2 protein-coding genes are annotated in these 2,199 nt (G+C 24.1%); both read right to left on the bottom strand.

All coding sequences use genetic code 11. The features are described from left to right. Nucleotides 1–651: 651 nt before the first annotated feature. Nucleotides 652–816 carry a hypothetical protein gene (locus tag RI68_RS03890; RefSeq protein ID WP_017193563.1) on the bottom strand — a complete coding sequence of 55 codons (165 nt, stop codon included), beginning with the start codon at nucleotides 814–816 and terminating at the stop codon, nucleotides 652–654. A gap of 504 nt (nucleotides 817–1,320) precedes the next feature. Continuing rightward, nucleotides 1,321–2,199 (bottom strand): hypothetical protein (locus tag RI68_RS01895; RefSeq protein WP_017193562.1); only part of this gene is annotated, 879 nt, incomplete at its 5' end.

Raw genomic sequence — 2,199 nt, 5'->3', positions numbered from 1 at the left:
CCAATAATTTGTATAGTTCTCATCAACAGTTTAATTACTTATTGAAGAGTTAAGAATACTTTATTATTTTTTATTTTTCTTTTTTAATTTATAATGGAACTGAATATTAATTTTTCTCCTTCCTTATTTTTCAGTATCTTTTGAATTGAAGATATTGAAAATTAAAGAAAGGAGATAATTAATATTATTTCAAACATACTAAGAAAATTTATTTTTTTGGTATTTGAAGATTTAATTATTTATTTAATAAATAAATCAATTACAAATCCTCATCAAAGCCTTAAAGTTAAAATTTTCAAAAAAACATTAATTTATATTTGTAAAATAATTTTTATTTATTTCAAAAACAAATAAATTAAATGTTTTCTATACAATTATTCGCCAATAATTTGTATAGTTTTCAACAGTTTAATGTCTTATTGAAGGACAAGAATATTATTTTAAATATTTTTCACTTATAATATAAGTGAATTCAAATTATTCTTATGAATCCAGGGAACCTTTTTTAAGTATGTTTGGAAGGTAGAGTTAGAAGATTTAAAATAAAAGCAATAAAACATCATTTTATTATCCTTTCTTTTGATCACAAAGATTTAATATGGTTAGTATTCCATAAAACCCCTTCTTTTACGTAATTATAAAAAGGGAATTTTAATTCAAAGTCATAATTAATGTTTCTTCCCAGTCATTAACCTTTAATTTAAATTGCTTTTTTTTGGGCTTTTTCAGGCAAAGAGCGTCAATAAAACCTTTCGAATCAATACCTATATAGATTTTAGATTGTTTTTTCTTTTTGTTGTATAATTGTTCATGCACATTTAAAGCAGATAAAATGGCTTGTTCTTCTTTTTGATTAATAGGATAAATAGCGACTATTTTATCTTTCGCGATTTCTTTGATGACTATTTTGTCGTTGCTTTTATATCTTTATAACGAAGTTGTTGGCGAACGACTCCCTGGATTGATGAGACTATTTTGAAAAATGATTTCTATTTTATTTCTTTTTCAAATAATTTTTAATTAAGATTTGAACTTCTTGTTTTAGTTTGTTGTATTTTTTTCATTTTTCTTGTTTTGTATCTCAATTTTTTTCTTATTCAATAAATAAAACAAAAAACAAAAAAAACAAAACAAAAAACGACACATTTTGTTACACAAAGGAAGATAAGAGGGAACAAAAAAGGACAAAGGGATAAGAAAAAGAGTGATACAAAAATTTAAAATAAAAGAATAAAAAAATAAATAAACAAAACATTTATAAAATAATGATAAAAAACAACGTTTTTTTGTTTTTTTAATTTCATTTTTTACCTCTTTTCTTTAATCTACATCATAATATAAAGTTCTTTTTTGGTTAGTTTTTTTCTCATATAAGTCAATCTTTTTTAAAGATTTAATATGATTCGTATTCCATAGCATACCTTCTTGAACGTAATTATAAAAAGGAAATTTAAGTTCAAAATCATAATTAAAGATCACAAAAGGTTCTTCAATTTTTTGATTAATAGGATAAATAGCGACTATTTGCTGATTTCTAATATCTTTCATAGCTATTTTATCAATCGCTAAATAAGAAGGTCCGCCAAAATTAGTTCCTTTATCATAAAAAATTTCTAATTCATAATTAGTGGGTTCAAAAAGGATAGCTGGTAAGTTGTCATTAGGTTTGTTCGGTAAAGGCGGATGATTAGCCCATAAATAATACAACGTTTTAGCTCCATGACCCATTTGTTTTAATTGCTCTAAAGTGAAAGTATTATTAGCCCCTTCTCTTTGTCCACCATCAAAATAAGCTAATAAAAAACCTTGTGGCGGCGGTTCTTTAATACGATAATCAAATTCAATCATTTGATCATTGGTCTTATTATTATATAGCGCATAAGTAAAAGTACTTTTAAAAGTTTTATCTTTAAAATGATGACCTAACCAACCTAAAGCATCTTTCATAGTAGCATTTTGTCCTAAATAAACATGATAAACTTTCATATCAGCTATAGTAGTAGTTTCTTCAAGAGGTTTTATTTGTTCATAAAATAAACTGTTAATGATTTCGTTTTGTGGTTTGAAGACATTGTTTAAATAGGTATTATTTTTTAATAATTCTTCTTTTACCACTTTTTTATTATTGTTTTCTAGAAGAGAATATTTCTCTTCTAGAATAATTTGGGAAGAAGTTAATTGTGCATGAAGACCAAAACC

The organism is Vaccinium witches'-broom phytoplasma str. VAC, assembly GCF_000309405.1.
In the GTDB taxonomy this organism is placed as follows: domain Bacteria; phylum Bacillota_I; class Bacilli_A; order Acholeplasmatales; family Acholeplasmataceae; genus Phytoplasma.
Note: the sequence above shows the minus strand (reverse complement) of the source record. Positions and strands in the feature narration are given on the sequence as shown.